Source organism: Streptomyces aidingensis (assembly GCF_900112355.1).
Classification (GTDB): Bacteria; Actinomycetota; Actinomycetes; order Streptomycetales; family Streptomycetaceae; genus Streptomyces; species Streptomyces aidingensis.
Genome location: NZ_FOLM01000029.1, coordinates 1 through 18,601, shown reverse-complemented (window position 1 = coordinate 18,601; position 18,601 = coordinate 1). Strand labels below are relative to the sequence as shown.

Genomic DNA, 18,601 nt, shown 5'->3' with positions numbered 1-18,601 from the left:
CCGTTCCGGCACGGCCGGTCAGGTGTTGCCGGTGGAGAGTTCCAGGTAGTCGATGTTGGGCAGGCCGTCGGGGCCGGTGGCCACGATGGCGAGGGTGTTGCTGCCGGAGTGCACCGGCACCGTGAGCGTCGCCGTTGCCCAGTTCGCCCAGGCGCCCGTGGGCGGGAACGTGACCGGCTCCACGGCCGAGCCGTTCACCACCAGCTCCGCGGGGCGGCTGCCCGCGGCGCCGTTGGCGTACCGGATCACCAGGGTGGCCCTGGTCGTGCTGCCGGCCTCCACGGTGAACCGCGCCGCCGCTCCGGTGACGTTGTCGGTGTTGCAGAACCCGCTGCCGGAGTAGCCGGAGTGGTTGGTGTCGATGCTGCCGTCGCAGGTGGCCGGCGCGTGCTCCGCCTCATGGCGTACGGGCAGCGGTTCGCCTCCGCCGTGGTCGTCACTGAAGTCGGCGCCGAGACCTGCGTGGTCGCGGGGGCGGAGGAAGTCCGTGGCCGGGATCGAGCCGTCGGCGGCGCGCGGGCCCTTGATCTGTGCGGACGATGTGGTGAGCAGGTCGGCGTTGCTCCAGTCGTCCCTGAGATCCCAGGAGTTGCCGCTGCCGCCCGAGGAGCCGAGGCTGACGCCTGCCCCGTTGGCCACCGACAGATTGCGGTTCAGCGTCGACGTCGACCGGTTGAAGACGAACCCGCTGCCGCCGTTGGCCCAGGCGGTGTTGTTCTCCAGGCGCAGCGAGCCGGGGTTGCCGTTGTCGATGAATCCGCCCACGGCGTTGTCGAAGGCGATGCTGTTGTGCACGAGGTGGTTCGCCTCGCCGCGTCCCAGTTTGAAACCGTTGCCGTCGCCCTCCCATCCGGGGAAGCCCCAGCGGTCGACGCCGTTGCCCCAGGCGACGGAGTCCTCGATGCGGATCGGGGAGAGGAAGTCCCAGGAGTCGAAGCCGTCGTCGGCGTTGTTCCACATCCTGGCGCCGGTCACCACATTGCCCGAGCCGGTGCCCTGCTTGATGGCCAGGCCGTCGGCGCTCTCGCCGTTCTTGCGCGGGTCGCGGTTGCCGTAGCTGTCGAGATTGATGACCTGGTTGTGGCTGGAGTCGAGCACCAGGTGCAGCCCGGTCTCGTAGTTGTCGCGGGTGATCAGGTCCCGGTAGATGTTGTTGCTGGACTCGATGGCGAAGATCCCGTAGGGCCCGTTGATGATCTCCAGGTCCTCGAAGCGCCACCAGTCGCCGCTGACATGGATCGCGCCGCGTTCGATGCGCGGATAGGACTCGCCGAACGGGGCGGGGGTGTTGGGCATGTTCTCGCCGTCGATGACGACGTGCTCGCCGGGGTAGGCCCGCATGGTGATCGGCTGCGAGGGGGTGCCGCTCTTCTCGATGCGGATGTTGACGCCCGGGTCGTAGGTGCCGCCGCGGATCTGGATCACGGTACCGGGCTCGGCCAGATCGACGGCGCGCTGGATGGTGCGCAGGGGAGCCGCGACGGTGCCGGGGTGGGAGTCGCTGCCGTCGGTCGCGACGGTGAGCGTATGGCCTTGAGCGGCGGCGGGCTGCGCCTGCGCAACCGACACGCACGGGAGGAGCACCGCCGCCGCCAGGGCGAGTCGCAGCGCTCCCGACGGGATGCGGCAGCCTCGGAGGCTACTGAACCACATGATCGATACCACCTCTTTCGATGGGGTGCGGGACGCACGACCGGCTGCGGACATCCGCTGCCGCGGCGGAGGGGGACTGCCCGTGACCCGGGTACTGGCGTCAGCCCTGGGACGGCCGGCCGGCCCGTATGTTCGACGGGACCGGCCGGCGTCAATGCGGCTCCAGCGCTGTCAGCGCGAGGGGTTACAGATTGACCTGGGTCCCGCCGATGGTGACGACCAGCCGGCCGTCGGAGGCGAAGTGCCAGTCCAGGGAGCCGCTGTAGGCGGAGCAGCGGGATCCGTTGGAGCCGGACCAGAACTGGTTGGAGCTGTCGGCGTTGCCGATGATGCGGTCGGTGGATCCGCTGTCGCAGGAGGTGTTGTTGCGGAACACCGAGCTGCCGCCGTCGAAATTGAAGTTGCGCTCCTCGTTGCCGATGGAGAGGTTGTCCGAGACGGTCATGGAGCCGAGGTTCCGGTTGTAGGTGAACCCGTGCTTGCCGTTTTCGAAGGCGATGTTGCCCCGGACGATGTGGTCGACGCCGATGTCCTCGCCGCCGAGCTTGTAGCCGTTGCGGTCACCGGCCCCGGCCTGGGAGCCGTCGGAGAGGGTGCCGTTGTCGTAGGCGAGGGAGTGTTCGATGGTCACCGCGCCGATCGGGCCGGTGTCGGTCTTGGTGAAGAGGTCGTAGCCGTCGTCGATGTTGTTGTGGGAGACGGTGTAGCGGAAGACGTTGCCGGGGCCGACGGTCAGCTTGGGGGCGAAGCCGTCGGCGTCCTCCCCGTCGGAGTCGACGTTGTCGTGCGACACCGCGCTCAGGATGAGGTTGTTCGAGGGCCACTCGCTCCGGGGAGCGCCGGCGATCAGCCGGGAGAGCTGGAGCCCGGTGTCCCGGTTGTGGCGGGTGACCGTGCGCTCGATGATGTTGTTGTTGCCGCCGACCAGGATGCCGTTGTCACCGGCGCGCTCCACGACGATGCCGTAGATGTGCCACCAGTCGCCGCCGATGGCGAGCCCGCGGTTGGCCGAGTTCTCGCTCTGGGCGGAGAAGTTGAGCACCGGGGTCTCGCCGGGGTAGGCGAACAGCTCGGTGCGGTTGCCCGAGGTGCCGTCGTTGCCCGGCTGGATGGTGATCGTCTCGGAGTAGCGGTAGGTCCCGCCGCGCAGGTAGATCGTCCCGCCCGGCTCGACCCGCTCGATCGCCGAGGGCAGCGTGGTCGGGCTGGACTCGGTGCCCGGCGCGCCGTCACTGCCGTTCGGGGCCACATAGAGCGTGTCCGAGGGGTCGCCGCCGCCGGTGCTGCCGCTTGTCGAGCCGCCGGTGGAACCGTCGGTGGTAGACCCGGTGGTGGTGCCGCCGCCGTCGCTGGTGGTGACGTCCAGGTAGTCGATGTTGGGCAGGCCGTCGGAGCCGGTGGCGGCGAGGCGGATGGTGTTGCTGCCGGAGTTCACCGGGACGGTGAGCGTGGCGGTGGCCCAGTTGTTCCAGGCCCCGGTGGTGCTGAAGGAGAGGCTCTGGGCCGAGGAGCCGTTGACGGTCACGGCGGCCGGGCGGCCGGAGGAGCCGCCGTTGGCGTACCGGATCTCCAGCGTCGCGGTGCCGGAGGCGGCGGCGTTGACGGTGAACTGCGCGGCGGCGCCGGTGGTGTTGTCGGTGTTGCAGAAGCCGGAGCCGGAGTAGCCGGAGTGGTTGGAGTCGATGCTGCCGTCACAGGTGGCCGGCGAGCTCTCGGCCTCGTAGCGGGTCGGCGTCGGGTCGGTGCCGCCCGTCGAGTCGCCGGTGGTGGTGGTGCCGCCGGTGGTGCTGTTCGGCGAGCCGGCGTAGGTCTCGAATTCGGCGACCCGCGGGGTGCCGTTCGAGCTGGTGATCTCGAAGTTGATCTTGCGCAGCGTGGTCGGGCTGAAGGTGATGACGCCGGCGCCGCTGCCGGTGGTCAGGACGGTGCCGCTGTCGTGGTCCACGACCCGCCAGGAGCCGATGTTGCCTTCGGCTCCGGCCGCTTCCCGGATGTTGATGGTGGACACCGTGGTGTCGGAGCCCCACTTGACCGAGATGCGGCCGGTCGAGCCGCTCGGCGACCAGTAGGTGCTCATGTCACCGTCGATGACGTTGCCGTAGCTGGTGCCGCTGGCCTTGCTGGAGCCGTCGGCCCCCGCGCCGATGCTGAGGTTGGTCCCGTCGGGGGGATCGGTCGGGTCGGTCGAGCCGGTCGAGCCCGTCGAGCCCGTTGATCCGGTCGTACCGGTCGATCCGGTCGATCCCGTTGATCCGGTGGAGCCGGTGGAGCCGGTCGCTTCGCAGTTGCCGTCGGAGACCTGGTTGCCCTTGTTCGCGCCCGCGGTCTGGCTCACCACCTCCGGCACACAGCCGGCGTCGTCGAGCTCGTAGGAGTACGGGATGCTGACGGAGGTGGTGGACTGCGGATCGGGGCCGGCGGGGTAGTTCTCGTCTCCCTCGCCGGACCAGGTCACGTTGTCGAAGATGTTGCCGTTGACCTCCCAGGTGCCGCGCTCGTTGGTGTAGAAGGTGCCCAGGACGTCCTTGGAGTCCTGGAAGTAGTTGTTGTCCACCTTGGCGCGCGCTCCGGCCCGGGAGTTGATCCCGGACTCGACGAGGCCCACATAGTGGTTGTTGTACATGTGGGCGATGCCGCCGCGCAGCAGCGGGGTGCGGGAGTTGAGGTTCTGGTACACGTTGTGGTGGAACGTGACGTAGCCGTTGGAGGTGTCGCTCTCGCTGGAGCCGATGAGTCCGCCCCGCTCGGAGTTGCGCAGGATGCTGTAGGACAGCGTCACGTACTGCACGTTGTTCTTCATGTCGAAGAGGCCGTCGAAGCCCTCCGACTCCCCGCCGGACGCCTCCAGGGTGACATGGTCCACCCAGACGTTGCGGACGTTGCTCTCCATGCCGATGGCGTCGCCGCCGTTGGAGGTCGGCGAGCCGGACTTCTTGACGTTCCGGACGGTCACGTTCTGGATGATGATGTTGCTGGAGTCCCGGATGTGGATGCCCAGCTGGTCGAAGACCGCGCCGCCGCCCACCCCGACGATCGTGACGTTGCTGATTCCCTTGAGCTCGATCACGTCGTCGGAGGTGTCACAGCCGTCACCCGACACCTTGCTGGTGTTGCCGTGGTTGATGGTGCCCTCGACCTCGATGGTGATCGGGACACTGGTGCTGGACCGGTTGCACAGCGCCGCATGGATGGCGGTTCCCGTCGTGGCCCGCACGGTCTGCCCACCGGCCCCGCCGGTGGTCCCGCCGTTCTGCGTCGCATAGCCGGTGACCCCGCCGGTCGCCGCCGACGCCTGGGACAGCGGAATGGTCAGACCGGCCGCGACCACGGCCGCGGCGGCCAGCGTCGGCACTAGTCGACGCATGACTGATCGTCTCACTGCATGCACCTCCGAAGAGCTGAGCGTTGACATGTACCTCACGAGGGTAGGGAAAGCGCTTTCAGCGTCAAGAGGTCTGGTGCAACCGATTGCAGAGCGATCGAACGTTCCAGTGGCCCATCACGCGCCTGAACAGGATTGTTATCGCTCACAGGGGTCGGCTCAAAGATTTGGTGCCTCAAGGTGTGCAACCGATTGGCGTGGCTTGTCCCGTGTGCCCGGCGTCCGCGGTCTCCGGCAGCCCGGCGAGCCGGCCGGCCGGGCGGCGGGTCATCGGCGGAGGTGGTGGGCCAGGGCGGCGTGCGGGTCGTGGCCGGGGACGGGCGCCGGGTCGGTGTGCACCAGCGCGGCGGTCAGCCGCGGAACGGCGTGCAGCAGCGCGTGTTCGGCCGCCACCGCGATGTCGTGCGCGGCACGGACCGTCAGCTCGCCGCCGACCACCAGGGTGACCTCCGCGCGCAGCCGGTGGCCGATCCAGCGCATCCGCAGCCCGGCGACGCCGGCCACGCCCGGCACCCGGCGCAGGGCCTCCTCGGCCGCGCCGACGACCGCGGGGTCCACGGCGTCCAGGATGCGGCCGAAGACCTCCCGGGCGGCGTCCTTGAGCACCAGCAGGATGGCGGCGGTGATGAGCAGTCCGACGATCGGATCGGCCAGATCCCAGCCCAGCGCGGCGCCGCCCGCGGCGCCGAGCACCGCCAGGGAGGTGAAGCCGTCGGTACGGGCGTGCAGGCCGTCGGCGACCAGCGCGGCCGAGCCGATCTCCCGCCCGGTCCGGATGCGGTAGCGGGCCACCCACTCGTTGCCCAGAAAGCCGATCACGGCGGCGCCGGCCACGGCCGGCAGATGGCCGATGTCGCGGGGATCGATCAGCCGGTCGGCCGCGGTCCAGGCGGCCAGCGCGGCGGAGGCGGCGATCGTCACCAGGATGACCAGCCCGGCCAGATCCTCGGCGCGGCCGTAGCCGTAGGTGAAGCGGCGGGTCGCCGCCCGGCGGCCCAGCAGGAACGCCACCGCCAGCGGCAGCGCGGTCAGCGCGTCGGCGAAGTTGTGCACGGTGTCGCCGAGCAGTGCCACCGACCCGGACAGCGCCACCACCGCCGACTGCATCAGGGCCGTGGCCCCGAGCACGGCCAGGGACACCCACAGCGCCCGCAGACCGCGCGCGGAGGACTCCAGCGCCGCGTCCGTGCGGTCGGTGCTGCGATGCGAGTGCGGGACCAGCAGATGACCGGCCCGGTGCCGCAGCCGCGCCCACCGCCCGGCGGCACGGCCGGCGGACGGGCCCGGGCGGGGACGATGCCGGTGGCGAGGGTGCCGGTGGCGAGGGTGCCGGTGACCGTGCTGCTGATCGTGGCCGTGTCCGTCGCCATGACCGTGTTCGTGCCCGTGGCTCACTCGCTCCGCCTTCCGGTGTGTGTGCCGGGGATGCCGCCGATGGACACCTTCCCCCGTCCGGCGGCATTATGTGCATATGAGCGCACGCATGCACCTCTCATCTGCACACGGTTCGCACCCGCGACAGCCCGGCACCCGGCAGTTCGCCAGGGCCGCCGAGATCCTGGCGCTGCTGGCCGACCGCACCCGGCTGGCCCTGCTGCACGCGCTGCGCCATGGCGAGGCCGATGTGACCGCGCTGACCGCAGCAGCCGGAGCCGCCCGCCCGGCGGTCAGCCAGCACCTGGCCAAGCTGCGGCTGGGCGGGCTCGTCACCTCCCGCAAAGAGGGCCGCCGGGTCGTCTACTCCCTGGCCGGCGGGCATGTGGCACGGCTGGTGGACGAGGCGCTCAGCCAGGCCGACCACGATCTGACCGGCGCCCCCGGCCACCCATGACGTCCGGCCGCCCCGGGGCGGCCGGACGGGCGAGGGCAGGGCCGGTCAGGGCCGGTCAGGGCCGGGCGGCGGGGGCCGGCGGCGCGGCGGGCGGCTGCGGCTCCGGGGCGTCGTGCAGGCCCAGGCGCAGATGCTCGACGTGGTACAGGGCCTGGTCGAGCAGTTCGGCGACATGGTTGTCGTACAGGGCGTAGACGATGGACCGGCCCCGGCGGGTGCCGGTGACCAGACCGCCACCCGGCTCACCGCCGCCGACGCCGACGCCGGGGAGCCCGGGGAGGCCGGGAAGACCGCGGAGAGGGAGGAGCGGGTGCCCGTCGAGCGGCTCGCGGTGGGCGATGTCATCCTGGTGCGGCCCGGGGAGCGGATCGGTGGCGACGGCCGGGTGCTGGACGGTGCGAGCGAGGTGGACCAGGCCACCATCACCGGCGAGCCGCTGCCGGTCGCCAAAGCCGTGGGGGACGAGGTGTTCGCCGGCACGCTCAACGGCACCGGCGCCCTGCGGGTGCGGGTGGAGCGCGACCCCGCCGAATCCGTGATCGCCCGGATCGTGGCCATGGTCGAGGAGGCCTCCCGCACCAAGGCCCCCACCCAGCTCTTCATCGAGAAGGTCGAACAGCGCTACAGCCTGGGCATGGTCGCCGCCACGGTGCTGATCTTCACGGTGCCGCTGCTGTTCGGCGCCGGACTGGAATCCGCCCTGCTGCGCGCGATGACCTTCATGATCGTCGCCTCGCCCTGCGCGGTCGTGCTCGCCACCATGCCGCCGCTGCTGTCCGCGATGGCCAACGCCGGACGCCATGGCGTACTGATCAAGTCGGCCGTGGTCATGGAACGCCTCGGCCAGGTGGACACCGTCGCGCTGGACAAGACCGGCACCCTGACCGAGGGCACCCCGCGCCTGACCGACCTCCGGCCGCTGCCCGGCTCCGGCCTGACCGAGGACGGACTGCTGCGCTACGCGGCGGCGGCCGAACACCCCAGCGAACACCCGCTCGCCCGCGCCGTCGTCGAAGCCGCCCGCGAGCGCGGCCTCGCCCTCGCCACGGCACGGGACTTCACCGCCGCCCCCGGCGTCGGCGTCACCGCCACCGTCGACGGCACGGTGGTCACCATCGGCAGCCCCGGCCGCCTCGGCGCAGCGGACGCGCACCCCGCCGCGGCCGAGGCGGCCCGCCTGGAGCGCGACGGCCGTACCGCGGTGCTGATCACCCTGGACGGCACCCCGGCCGGCGTGCTCGGCGTCGCCGACCGGCTGCGGCCGGACGCCGCCACCGCCACCACCGCGCTCGCCCGTCTGACCGGAACCGCCCCGCTCCTGCTCACCGGCGACAATCCGCGGGCCGCCCGCCGCCTCGCCGCCGAGACCGGCATCACCGACGTCCGCGCCGGGCTGCTGCCCCAGGACAAGGCCGCGGCGGTGGCGGAACTCCAGGGCTCCGGCCGCCGGGTGCTCGTCGTCGGTGACGGCGTCAACGACGCCCCCGCGCTGGCCACCGCCCACACCGGCATCGCCATGGGCCGCGCCGGCTCCGACCTCACCCTGGAGACCGCGGACGCCATCGTGATCCGCGACGAACTCGCCGCCGTCCCCGCCGCCGTCGCCCTCTCCCGCCGCGCCCGCCGCCTGGTCGTCCAGAACCTCCTCATCGCCGGCACATTCATCGCCGTCCTCGTCGCCTGGGACCTGACCGGCACCCTGCCGCTGCCCCTCGGCGTCGCCGGTCACGAGGGCTCCACCGTCCTGGTCGGCCTCAACGGCCTGCGCCTGCTGCGCGACAGCGCCTGGCGGCACGCCCACCCCGCCGCGAACCGCGCCGCCGTCCCGGCCGCCGCCGGCCGGGACGGCGGCCGGGACGGCGCCCCGCAGCTCCCGGTCCGCCCCGGCACCGCGGACGCGCCCAGCCGTCCCTGAGTCCGCGCCGCTCTGCCCCGGACCGCGTGCGTGGGGGTATGGGTCGTCATGCCACGGTGACGCTGCCGCGCGGCCGGCCGGTCAGGACCCGCCAGGAGCCGTCGGCGCCGGCGGCAGCGGGGGCAATTGCGTTGCGCGGGAGCGGAGAGTCGTCCAGGGTTGCGCGCATGAGTGTGCATGCCGGGGCCGGGTCCGCCCCCGAGGAGGCACCGCGATGGCGGGTGCGTGACTACCGGCCGGAGGACTGGGAGGCCATCTCCCGCATCCATGACGCGGCCAGGCTGGACGAGCTCCGCGACTCGGTCGGCGTGGCGGCGTTCCTGACGCTGGCCGAGACCTATGAGGGCGAGGGCCTGTTCGACGACCGGGTGTGGGTGGCGGAAGGGCCCCGGGGGGTCGCCGGGTTCGTCGCCCTCGCCGAGGACGAGATCACCTGGCTCTATGTGGACCCGGCCCGGTACGGCCGGGGCGCCGGGACCGCGCTGCTGCGGCATGCCCTGGCGCACGGCGGTCCGCTCGTCGAGACGACCGTGCTCGCCGGCAATGAGCGTGCCCTGCGCCTCTACCTCCGCGAAGGTTTCGTCATCGTCGAGACCAAGGAGGGCAGGCTGGCGGGGAACGAGGTCTTCCCGGCCACCGGGCACATCATGGAACGGCGCCGGCCCGTCCGGGACCCCGCCGCCTGACCTCCGCCGGTCTTCCCGCCGGGGACCGCACCGCCCCCCGGCTCAGCCGGTGTACACCACGGCACAGACCAGCACGGTGTCGCCGTCGACGAACCACGAGGCGTATGCCGTCCCGTCGTTCCGGGTGCGGTCGCACTGGCCCGGTTCGTGCTCCGCCGGGGCGGCGTAGACGCCCGTGACGATATAGGTCCGGCTGTACGGCGCCGGCACGGCGCCCCGGCATGCCACCCAGCTCATCAGGTTGGCGCTGCCGTCCGGCAGGCTGAGTATGCACTGCCCGGTCTCGAATCTGCGCGTGACGCACAGCACCACGGTCCCGCCCTCCTCGGCGGTGTACGAGAGGTGGTACCGGCCCCCGTCGGACGGGCAGTCGCCGACGGTGTCCGTGACGCGCGAGACCCGCACCGCGGCGCCCTCGCTTCCGCAGGCCACGACCTTGGGCACCTCGGTGGCCCAGGTGTCCTGCCCCGTCATCCAGGTGTGGAGGCAGTCGCCCGCGTTGACCGCCCGGTACGCCTCCAGAGTCTCGTCCCCGGTTGCGTCGGCGAGCTTCTGCCGAAGCTGCTCGATGTTCTCGATACCGAAGAACGCCAGCAGCGCGACGACCGATGCCGCCATGCCGAACCACGCCGACGCCTTCGCAACGCGTTCCACGTCCTCTTCTCCCCCCGCCCCCGACAGGTCTGCTCAGCAGCCTGCCAGTTGACGGGCCCGGGCGGCAGCCCCCTGCCGCGGAACCGGCCGGGCAGATGTGTGAGGAGACGTCATTCACATGCACGACACCGGTATTTGACGTTTCTGAAAAGTTATCGGCGCCTCGGTTCACGGGGTTCACCGGCGGCCCTACTTTTAACGTTTTACGCGGGAGGGCCGTGGCAGGCCGCGTGGCGGTTTGTGCTGCCCCGGCGCAGCAATCCCGCGGTTGTTCCGGAAATTTCTGTGCAATGCGCAGCAAGGAGAACTGATGCTCGCTCGGGGACGGTCCATGCGGGTCTTCGCCCTGGCCACCACGGCTTCACTCGCCCTGGTGGCCTGCGGCGAAGGCAGCGGCGGCAGCGGTGGTGAGGGCGACGGTTCCACCGTCACACTCACCATCCAGTGGTGGGGCAACGACGACCGGGCGAGCCGCTACGAGGCCGCGATCGACGCCTTCCACATCGCCAATCCCGGCATCAAGGTGAACACCGGCTTCGCCGCCTGGCCCGACTACTGGACCGCCCGCAACACCGAGGCGGCCGGCGGCGCGCTGCCCGATGTGCTCCAGATGGACACCTCCTACCTGCGCCAGTACGCCGGCACCGGCCGGCTGCTGGACCTGACCCCGTATGCGGGCGAGGAGCTGGACCTGTCCGGTTTCGACGAGACTCTGGTCGAGGCCGGCAAGGTGGACGGCCGCCTGTACGCCGTGGCCACCGGCACCAACACCCTGGCGCTGTTCTACAACCCGGCGCTGCTCGCCGAGCTGGGCATCGAGATGCCGGAGGACTTCGCCTCCTGGGAGGCGTACGCCGAGCTGATCGCCGCGGTGAGCGAGGCCGGCGCCGGCCGGGACCCGGCCGTGTACGGCGGCGCCGACCCGACCGGCACCTTCTGGCTGTTCCTCCAGTGGCTGATCCAGCGGGGCACCGAGCCGTTCACCGAGGACGGCGGGCTCAACTTCACCAGGGAGCAGATGGCCGAGTGGCTGGAGCTCACCGCCGACGCCCGCGAGGCCGGGGCCGTCTTCCCCGCCGAACGGCTGGTCCAGCTGGAGCCGGTGTCCCCGTTCTCCGCCGTGGAGAGCGGCACCGAGTTCCACTGGGACAACTTCCTCGCCTCCTACGTCGGGGAGTCCGGCGTCAAGGACCTGGAGCTGATGCCGGTGCCCTCCGGGCCGGACGGCGCCAAGCACCAGTTCTTCAAGCCCACCATGCAGCTGGCCGCCGGTGCCGGCACCGAGCATCCGGAAGAGGCCGCCAGGCTGATCGACTTCCTGGTCAATTCCCCGCAGCTCGCCGAGGTGTTCGGGGCCAATCTGGGAGTGCCCGCGTCCCGGCCGCGGCGGGAGGCCATGTCCCTGCTGGACGGCAGCATGGACGCCAGGATCATGGACTACGAGACCTCGCTGACCGCGGCCGGGCACGTCAGCGCGGTCGCCCCGCTGCCGGTGGAGGGCTTCGGCGCCATCGAGGAGGAGTACCGCACGCTGCACCAGGAATTCTCCTACGGCGGTATGAGCACCGAGGAATTCACCGACCGCTGGTTCACCGAGGCGGAGAACCACCTCGGCGGCTGAGCCGGGCCGGCCCACGAAATCCGGCCGGCCGCCCGGCCGGCCGGATTTCGTTGCCCTGCGGATTGCAACGTTCTACGCGCCGGGCCCGGGCGGCTCAGCCCGCGGCCCGGGCCCCGGTGCTCTCCCGGACGATCAGCTCGGGATCGAAGGTGACCTGCCGGACGGGCGCGTCGGCGTCCGAGATCCGCTGGATGAGCAGTTCCGCGGCGCTGCGGCCCATGTCGAGCGCGGGCTGGCGGACGGAGCTGAGCGGGACGGTGGTGTTCTCGGCGAACTCGCTGTCGTCATAGCCGACGATGGCGATGTCGTCGGGCACCCGGAGCCCGGCGCGCAGCAGCGACTGCATCAGTCCGATGGCCTTGTGGTCACTGGCGGCGAAGATCCCGTCGGGGCGCTCCCCGGCGGGCATCGCCGCCAGTTCCTCACCCGCCTCGCGCCCTTCCCGCATGCCGCCGCCGCGGCCCTCGCACTCCCGCACGGTGAGGGTGACGCCCGCGGTCGCCGCCATCACTTCGCGGCAGCCGGCCAGCCGTCCGGCGGTCTGGCGGATGTGCAGGGGTCCGCCGACGAAGCAGATGCGGGTGCGGCCGATCCCTATCAGGTGCTCGGTGGCGAGCCGCCCTCCGGCGACGTCGTCGAGCCAGACCGAGTCGAAGCCGCCGTCGTCGTCCCGGGCGTCGACCAGGACCACCGGGACTCCGCGCCGCCGCAGCCGGTGCAGCGACGACAGGTCCCGGCTGACCGGTGTGACCAGGACGCCGTCCACCCGGTACCGCTCGAAGTTCGCCAGATGCCGCTCCTGGCGGGTCAGCGAGGCGAAGCTGTTGCCGACCATGAGCGACAGGCCCGACCGTTCGGCGACTGTCTCGGCGGCGAGGATCATCTGGCTGAAGAACGGGACGGCCGTGTCCATCACGGCCATCCCGATGGTGCCGCTGCGTCCGCCGCGAAGCTGGCGGGCGGGCAGGTTGGGCACATAGCCGAGCGCCTCGATCGCCGCCCGGACGCGGGCTGCCGCGTCGGCCGAGACCCGCTCCGGGCGGTTGAGCACATTGGAGACGGTGCTCACCGAGACTCCGGCGAGTGCGGCGACCTCACGCATGCCGACGCTGCCCAACGTGCCACGCTCCTCTGCGCCATGACGGAATCGGCCGGCCCCGCACCGGCGGCGGGTCACCGCCGGTGCCGGTACGCCGGCGTGCCATGGGCAGATCATTTCCCGTGCGTCCCGTTCCGTACAGTCCGGTGCCGCGGCCCCGGGGGCATGGGAGGCCGGGCCGCGCGGGCGGCCTCGCCGGGGCCGGTCAGGCCTCCGGTGCGGCGGCGGCGTCGATCTCGGCGATCAGGGCCTCGACGCGCTTGCGGATCTCGTCGCGGATGGGGCGGACGGCGTCCACGCCCTGGCCGGCGGGGTCCTCCAGGGCCCAGTCGAGGTACTTCTTGCCGGGGAAGACGGGGCAGGCGTCGCCGCAGCCCATGGTGATGACGTAGTCGGAGGCCTGGACGGCCTCGGTGGTGAGGATCTTGGGCTGCCGGCCGGCGATGTCGACGCCGGCCTCCCGCATGACCTCGACCGCGGCCGGGTTGACCTGCTCGGCGGGCAGCGAGCCGGCGGAGCGGACCTCGATCCGGTCGCCCGCGAGATGATCCAGGAATCCGGCGGCCATCTGTGAGCGCCCGGCGTTGTGGACGCAGACGAACAGCACGGAGGCGAGCGGGGTGGAGGGCATGGGCTCTTTCCTTTGCGCGGCGGTGTGACGGCGGGACGGTGTGATCGTGACGGCGGGCGGTCAGGACGGCGACAGGGGTGTCGCTCTCGTCGTGGGAGCAGGCGGCGGCCGGGGCCAGGGGTGGCGGGGACGCGGTCCCGGAGGCCGGCCCGGGCTGGTGTCAGCAGGGAGTGATGTGAGAGTATCAGCCCATGCTGACGTCAGTCGATACTGATCTGCTCCGGGTGCTGGCCGACCCGCTGCGGATGCGGATCATCACCCTCCTGGCCAGGGAGACCCTGTGCACCACGCACCTGGTCGAGGAGACCGGCGCCAGGCAGACCAATCTCTCCAACCATCTGAAGGTGCTGCGTGAGGCCGGGGTGGTGGAGACCGAGCCGTGCGGCCGGTTCACCTACTACCGGCTCCGGCCGGAGGTCATCGCCTCCGTCGCCGGCTCGTTCACCGAGCTCGCCGCCGTCGCCCGCGCGACCGCCGACAACGCGGTCAAGCGCGCCTGCCCCTGACCGCGCCGGGCGCCCGGGCACACCGGGCCGCCGCGCACCGAGCCCGCTGAGCACCGATGAGCACCGCAGGAGCCCCCGTGACCACGACCGACGCCGGAACCGGCACCGCCCTTGAGCCCGCCCCGGGCACCGGCCCGCATCCGGCGCCCGGGGCGACACCACCGCGGGCGCCGCTGTCCCGGCGGGCCGCCGCCGAACTGGTCGGGACCGCCGCCCTGGTGGCCGTGGTGGTCGGCTCCGGCATCCAGGCGACGGAGCTGAGCCAGGACGTCGGCGTCCAGCTCCTGGCCAACTCGATCGCCACGGTGTTCGGGCTCGGCGTGCTGATCGCCCTGCTCGGCCCGGTCTCCGGAGCCCACTTCAACCCCGCGGTCACCCTGGCCGAGTGGTGGACGGCCCGGCGCGGCGGCCCGGGGGTCACCGCGCGGGAGGCCGCCGTCTATGTACCGGCCCAGATCACCGGGGGAATCGGCGGGGCCGTCCTGGCGAACGCCATGTTCGCCGAGCCGGCGGTGGCCTGGTCCGGCCACGACCGGTCGGCCGGACACCTGCTGCTCGGCGAGGTCGTCGCCACCGCCGGGCTGGTCCTGCTGATTTTCGGACTGGCCCGCACGGACCGGCTGCGCTTCGCGCCGGTCGCCGTCGCCTCCTATATCGGGGCGGCCTACTGGTTCACCTCCTCCACCTCCTTCGCCAATCCGGCGGTCACCGTCGGCCGGGCCTTCTCCGACACCTTCGCGGGCATCGCGCCCGGCTCCGTCCCCGGCTTCGTCGGCATGCAGCTCATCGGCGCCGTGGTGGGCCTGGCGCTGGTCGCGCAGCTCTTCGGCGGCACCGGCGGGCGGCCGGCCGGAAACCCCTGACCGGGGGTCAGGCCCTGCGATGACGGCGGGCGGGCCGCCGATGGCGGCGGCGCCCGCCGCGGCCGAGAAGAAGAGCCGCCAGGGCGCAGGCCGCACCGGCGGAGGCCAGGGCCGCCGTGGCGGTGGCACGCTCCACCCCGAGGACGGTGTCGCCGGCTCCGGGTGCCGCAGGCTGCGCGGTGCGGCACGCGGCCGGGGTGGCCGCGGGCCCGGCACCGGCGGCGACCTCGAAGGAGAACCGGTTGGTCTGCTCGTCCTCGTCGGCGGCGACGGCCGTGTAGACGATGGTGTGCACCCCGGCACCGAGCGGAGCCACCGCCACGCACGCGGTCCCCTCGTCGGCCATCGCGGCCGGGCCGGTCGCCACGGCCGACCCGTCCGGGCCGAGCACCCCGACGGCGGGCGTGGTGCCGGGCTTGAGGTCCGCCAGGGTCAGCGCGACGACCGTTACGCCCGGGGCCACGGTGTCGCCGGGGCCGGGCGCCGCGTCCTGGAGTGCGGTGTGGGCGGCGGCCGGCGCCGGGAGCAGGAACAGCAGCGCCAGCAGCCCGGCGACGCCCGCACCGCTCCGGGCGTTCAGGGCGTTCAGGGCGTTCAGAAGTCTGCGCATGCCAGCCGGTTGTCCTGGGCGTCCCTGGGATGGACCACCAGCGAGGCCGCCGCGTCACCGGTTCTGCGGTCGTTCTCGACCGTCATCTCGGCCCTGCCCTGCGCATCGCCGGTGAACGCCAGATGGATCTCGTTCGGCGGCAGGTCGGAGCCGTCCGGATCGAACCGGAAGTGGTCCCCGCCGTTCTCCTCCGCGCACGCCTTGAGATGCAGGTGCGAGATGTAGTCGGTGCCGGGTTCCAGGCCGGTCATGGAGACCGTCACGGTGGTGCCGCCTTCGTGCTGGGCCAGCCAGGCGGTGCCCCGGACGCCGTCGGTGCCCGGCGGGCGGGTGTCGAGCAGGGTGAGCGGGGCCTGCCGCACCTCGGCTCCGGGTATGTCGGCGGCCGGGGTGGCCGAGGGGTCGCCCATGGCGGTATCGGCCATGCCGTGGGCCTCGTGCCCGGACTCCCCGCCGGTGTCCGGGCCGGCCGCGGCGGAGGAGTCGCCGCCGCAGCCGGTGAGCAGCAGGGCCGCGGTGGTCAGCAGGCAGGCGGCGAGGGCGGTGCGCCGCCCGGCGCGCCGGGCGGCGGAGGGCTGAGGGGTGCGCTGGTCCATGACGCTCCTGTTCACCTGTTCGACCTGTTCGGGCGAGTCTGGCCACGGGCGCCGGGCGAGCGGCGTAATTCATCAGAAACGCATATCGTCCGAGTGGCGTGCCCGGCCCGGCGGGCGGCGGTGATAGCGTCAGCCGGTTGAGTTACCGGAGGCCGTTCTGAACGAGCACGTCGCATCCCCGTCCCCGTCCCCGTCTCTCCCGTCCTCCCCCTCTGCTTCTCCGCCGCCGCCCGCGGACGGCACCGCGCCGCTCCGGGCCGGGCGGGCGCGGTTCTCCGGCCCGCGGATGGTGGTCTTCTCCACCGTGGCGCTGGCGCTGACCGCGCCCGGCCAGACCATAGGTGTGTCGGTGATGATCGATCCGCTGATCGCGGATCTCGGCATCGGCCGCACCGAGATCTCCACCGCCTATCTGATCGGCACCCTCACCGGGGCCTGCGCCATGCCGCTGGTGGGCAGGGCGATCGACCGCTACGGTCCGCGCAGGGTGATGGCGACGGTCGGCGCCGTCTTCGGCGCGGTACTGGTCGCGCTGTCGTTCGTCTCCGGCATCGTGGGCCTGACCGCCGGTTTCGTCGGCATCCGGATGACCGGGCAGGGCGCGCTGTCGCTGGTCGCCACCACCACGGTCGCCTACTGGTTCGAACGGCGGCGCGGCCTGGCGCTGGGCATTGTCGGCGCGGTGGGCAGCGCCGGCATCTCCACCGTCCCCATCCTGACCGAGCGGCTGATCGCGGCCACCGACTGGCACACGGCATGGCTGGTGCAGGGGCTGGCGGTATGGGCGATCGTGCTGCCGGTGGCGCTGTTCGGCATCCGGGACCGGCCCGCCGACCTGGGCCAGTACGTGGACGGCGTGCGGCCGGAGGCCGGCCGGGGCGGCGACGGAACGCTGACCGGATGGCCGCCGCGGGCGGCGCTGCGCACCGGGATGTTCTGGGTGATAGTGGCCTGCCTGTCCGCCGCCAGCATGCTCGCCACCGGGCTGGCCTTCCATCAGATCGACCTGCTGGGCGAGCGTGGCCTGTCCACCGCCCAGGCGGCGGCCAACTTCCTGCCCCAGACGGCCGCGGTGCTGCTGGTCACCATCGCGTCGGGCGCCCTGCTGGACCGGTTCTCGCCGCGGTTGGTGATGACCGGCTCGATGCTCACCCTGGCGGCGGCCGTGATCGCCGCCGCGCTGGTCAACTCCGGCTGGACGGCGCTGGTCTACGGGTTGATCCTGGGCTCCTCGGGCGGGATGATCCGGGCCGTGGAGTCCGCCGCCATGGCCCGCTACTTCGGTACCGCGCACCTCGGCGCCATCCGCGGCGTCTCGCACACCGCGGTCATCGCCGCCAGTGCGCTCGGCCCGCTCGCCGTCTCCCTGGGGCGGGACATGACCGGCTCGTATGCCGCCGTGCTGCCCTGGCTGGCCGTGATCCCGCTGCTGATAGCCGTTGCCGCGGTCACCGTCTCCGAACCGGCTCCGGCTCCGCCGCCGCGGGCGGGCCGGGGCCCAGGCGGCTGAGCGGGCCCGCCGGGCAGATGTGCGGCGCGGCGGCCGGGTGGGCCGCCGCGCCGCGGAGGGGCCGCGGGTCAGCCGGTACTGCAGGAGACCGTTGGCCAGGTCCAGTTGCCGTTGTGTCTGATGGTGACGCCGAAGTTGTTGCCGTTGCCGTTGGGACTGGCGATCATCACCTGTGAACTCGGCCAGTAGCGTTCGATGTTCCAGGTGGCGATGATCACCGCGGGTTGCGGTACGTTCATGGTCACGGTCCAGTTGCTGGAGCCGGAGACCGAGACGTTCAGGTTGTAGCGGTCGCTCCACTGGGAGCCCGCGGAGAGGGTCGCGGTGCAGCCGCCTCCGCCGCCGGTGTTCCCGCCGGTGTTCCCGCCGGTGTTGCCACCCGTGTTTCCGCCGGTGGTGCCGCCCGTGGTGCCGCCGCTGGAGCTGCCCACGGTGATGTTGGAGCTGCCGCTGCTCTGGTAGCCCTCGGTGGCCATGATCTGGTAGTCGTGGCTGCCCAGATGCATGCCGTGGCCGGCCCAGGCGTTGAAGTGGTTGCCGGTGGTGATGGTGCCGCCGGTCCGCTTCTGCTGCCGCACGCTCCAGAACTGCTTGAAGGTCTGGGTGCCTTCGATGGAGGGGGCGTTGTTGCGGGTGGTCTCGTAGATGTCGTAGGTGCCGCCGTCGCTGTTGACGGTGCCCTTGTAGGTGCCGGTGGGCCGGTAGGTGCCCCAGTTGTCGACGATGTAGTACTCCACCAGCGGGTTGCGCGACCAGCCGTAGAGCGTCAGATAGGCGTTGCCGGAGGGGTTGAAGGTGCCGGAGTAGGTGACCGTCCGGCTGCTTCCGGTGCTCCAGCCCTTGCCGGCCACGAAGTTGCCGGTGTTGCTCCACTGGGTGGAGTAGTTGCCGCCGGAGCCGGTGTTCATGGTGACCGTGCCGGGGGCGTCGGTCCAGAACGAGTAGAAGTAGCCGCCGTCGGTGCCGGTGGAGTTCTGCGTGATGGTCGCGGCCTGGGCACTGCCGGCGGGCAGCAGCGCCGCCCCGACCAGCGCGGCACACGCG

Annotated in this window: 16 protein-coding genes and 1 pseudogene; 7 read left to right on the top strand and 10 right to left on the bottom strand. The window is 72.1% G+C overall.

Annotated features, from left to right (window positions below; genetic code table 11):
• Positions 1–18: 18 nt before the first annotated feature.
• The 3 genes from BM242_RS27635 to BM242_RS27625 all read right to left on the bottom strand — a co-directional run bounded on the left by BM242_RS27635 (position 19) and on the right by BM242_RS27625 (position 6,430).
• The gene (locus tag BM242_RS27635) at positions 19–1,569 is read right to left on the bottom strand and encodes a right-handed parallel beta-helix repeat-containing protein (RefSeq protein WP_245834572.1); all 1,551 of its coding nucleotides are present in this window, start codon (positions 1,567–1,569) and stop codon (positions 19–21) included.
• A gap of 268 nt (positions 1,570–1,837) precedes the next feature.
• The gene (locus BM242_RS30670; RefSeq protein ID WP_425443940.1) at positions 1,838–5,032 is read right to left on the bottom strand and encodes a pectate lyase family protein; all 3,195 of its coding nucleotides are present in this window, start codon (positions 5,030–5,032) and stop codon (positions 1,838–1,840) included.
• 270 nt (positions 5,033–5,302) lie between these two features.
• Positions 5,303–6,430 (bottom strand): cation diffusion facilitator family transporter, encoded by a 1,128-nt coding sequence (locus BM242_RS27625; RefSeq protein WP_175541612.1) that lies wholly within the window; start codon positions 6,428–6,430, stop codon positions 5,303–5,305.
• 76 nt (positions 6,431–6,506) lie between these two features.
• Here BM242_RS27625 and BM242_RS27620 point away from each other — a divergent pair, with 76 nt between their 5' ends.
• Positions 6,507–6,866 carry an ArsR/SmtB family transcription factor gene (locus BM242_RS27620; protein WP_093841689.1) on the top strand — a complete coding sequence of 120 codons (360 nt, stop codon included), beginning with the start codon at positions 6,507–6,509 and terminating at the stop codon, positions 6,864–6,866.
• Positions 6,867–6,921: 55 nt separating this feature from the next.
• Here BM242_RS27620 and BM242_RS30665 read toward each other — a convergent pair.
• A pseudogene (locus BM242_RS30665) lies at positions 6,922–7,098 on the bottom strand (transcriptional regulator); the annotation flags it as partial.
• Between BM242_RS30665 and BM242_RS27615 the strand changes: the two are divergent.
• Positions 7,039–8,781 carry a heavy metal translocating P-type ATPase gene (locus BM242_RS27615; RefSeq protein ID WP_281254727.1) on the top strand — a complete coding sequence of 581 codons (1,743 nt, stop codon included), beginning with the start codon at positions 7,039–7,041 and terminating at the stop codon, positions 8,779–8,781. The pseudogene BM242_RS30665 and the gene BM242_RS27615 sit on opposite strands and share 60 nt — an antisense overlap.
• 167 nt (positions 8,782–8,948) lie before the next feature.
• Positions 8,949–9,467 (top strand): GNAT family N-acetyltransferase, encoded by a 519-nt coding sequence (locus BM242_RS27610; protein WP_093841688.1) that lies wholly within the window; start codon positions 8,949–8,951, stop codon positions 9,465–9,467.
• 42 nt (positions 9,468–9,509) lie between these two features.
• On the opposite strand, the gene BM242_RS27605 is transcribed toward BM242_RS27610, so the two are convergent.
• On the bottom strand, positions 9,510–10,121 hold the full coding sequence (locus BM242_RS27605; protein ID WP_139238480.1) for an LppU/SCO3897 family protein: 612 nt from the start codon (positions 10,119–10,121) through the stop codon (positions 9,510–9,512).
• A gap of 310 nt (positions 10,122–10,431) precedes the next feature.
• Here BM242_RS27605 and BM242_RS27600 point away from each other — a divergent pair, with 310 nt between their 5' ends.
• Positions 10,432–11,742 carry an ABC transporter substrate-binding protein gene (locus tag BM242_RS27600; protein ID WP_093841686.1) on the top strand — a complete coding sequence of 437 codons (1,311 nt, stop codon included), beginning with the start codon at positions 10,432–10,434 and terminating at the stop codon, positions 11,740–11,742.
• 94 nt (positions 11,743–11,836) lie between these two features.
• Here the strand turns inward: BM242_RS27600 and BM242_RS27595 are convergent, their stop codons facing one another.
• Complete coding sequence (locus BM242_RS27595; protein WP_217652601.1) at positions 11,837–12,859, bottom strand: LacI family DNA-binding transcriptional regulator; 1,023 nt, start codon at positions 12,857–12,859, stop codon at positions 11,837–11,839.
• Positions 12,860–13,046: 187 nt separating this feature from the next.
• Positions 13,047–13,472: an arsenate reductase ArsC gene (locus BM242_RS27590; RefSeq protein WP_093841684.1), complete on the bottom strand. Its 426-nt coding sequence runs from the start codon at positions 13,470–13,472 to the stop codon at positions 13,047–13,049.
• 191 nt (positions 13,473–13,663) lie between these two features.
• Here BM242_RS27590 and BM242_RS27585 point away from each other — a divergent pair, with 191 nt between their 5' ends.
• Positions 13,664–13,978, top strand: a complete 315-nt coding sequence (locus BM242_RS27585; RefSeq protein ID WP_093841683.1) for an ArsR/SmtB family transcription factor — start codon at positions 13,664–13,666, stop codon at positions 13,976–13,978.
• Between the two features lie 56 nt (positions 13,979–14,034).
• Positions 14,035–14,841, top strand: a complete 807-nt coding sequence (locus BM242_RS27580) for an aquaporin (protein WP_093841682.1) — start codon at positions 14,035–14,037, stop codon at positions 14,839–14,841.
• Positions 14,842–14,848: 7 nt separating this feature from the next.
• On the opposite strand, the gene BM242_RS27575 is transcribed toward BM242_RS27580, so the two are convergent.
• Together BM242_RS27575 and BM242_RS27570 are read right to left on the bottom strand one after the other, a co-directional pair.
• The gene (locus tag BM242_RS27575) at positions 14,849–15,451 is read right to left on the bottom strand and encodes a copper resistance protein CopC (RefSeq protein WP_093841681.1); all 603 of its coding nucleotides are present in this window, start codon (positions 15,449–15,451) and stop codon (positions 14,849–14,851) included.
• Positions 15,436–16,047: a superoxide dismutase family protein gene (locus BM242_RS27570; protein WP_093841680.1), complete on the bottom strand. Its 612-nt coding sequence runs from the start codon at positions 16,045–16,047 to the stop codon at positions 15,436–15,438. The genes BM242_RS27575 and BM242_RS27570 overlap by 16 nt, the downstream gene beginning before the upstream one ends.
• Positions 16,048–16,333: 286 nt before the next feature.
• On the opposite strand from BM242_RS27570, the gene BM242_RS27565 reads away from it, so the two are divergent.
• Entirely contained in the window at positions 16,334–17,557 is a 1,224-nt protein-coding gene (locus BM242_RS27565) for an MFS transporter (protein ID WP_093841679.1), read from the top strand.
• A 68-nt stretch (positions 17,558–17,625) separates the two neighbouring features.
• Here the strand turns inward: BM242_RS27565 and BM242_RS27560 are convergent, their stop codons facing one another.
• Positions 17,626–18,588 carry a glycoside hydrolase family 11 protein gene (locus BM242_RS27560; RefSeq protein ID WP_093841700.1) on the bottom strand — a complete coding sequence of 321 codons (963 nt, stop codon included), beginning with the start codon at positions 18,586–18,588 and terminating at the stop codon, positions 17,626–17,628.
• Positions 18,589–18,601: the final 13 nt, after the last annotated feature.